At 63.8% G+C, this 412-nt stretch carries 2 pseudogenes; both read right to left on the reverse strand.

Annotated elements, in window-relative coordinates:
* A pseudogene (locus ACZY1G_RS27805) lies at positions 1-122 on the reverse strand (4-hydroxy-2-oxovalerate aldolase); the annotation flags it as partial.
* A pseudogene (locus ACZY1G_RS27810) lies at positions 119-412 on the reverse strand (acetaldehyde dehydrogenase (acetylating)); the annotation flags it as partial. The pseudogenes ACZY1G_RS27805 and ACZY1G_RS27810, both read right to left, overlap by 4 nt.

Below are 412 nucleotides of genomic sequence, written 5' to 3' on the forward strand. Positions count from 1 at the left end.
ACGATCGCCCCGACCTCGTCGAGGGTGAACTGGTGGCGCTTGTGATGGGAGCCGTCGCGCAGCGACGTGTCGGTCATCCGCACATCCCACATCGGATCGAAATAGATCTGCTCAGTGCTCATGCGTGACCTCCGGTCGTCGCAGCCAGGACTTCCTTCGCAATCTCTTCGCCCACCTTGGTGGCCGCGGCGGTCATGATGTCCAGATTTCCCGCATACGGCGGCAGGTAGTCCCCCGCACCCTCCACTTCGATGAAGGTGGTCACGACGTGGTTGCCGCCGTTGACCACCGACGGCTCGTCGAACTGCGGCTCGTTGAGCAACCGGTAGCCCGGCACATAGGTCTGCACCTCGGCCACCACATCCTTGATCGACGCCGTGATCGCCGCGTGGTCGGCATCCTCGGGGATCGC

Source organism: Mycobacterium sp. IDUB_5, assembly GCF_055419565.1.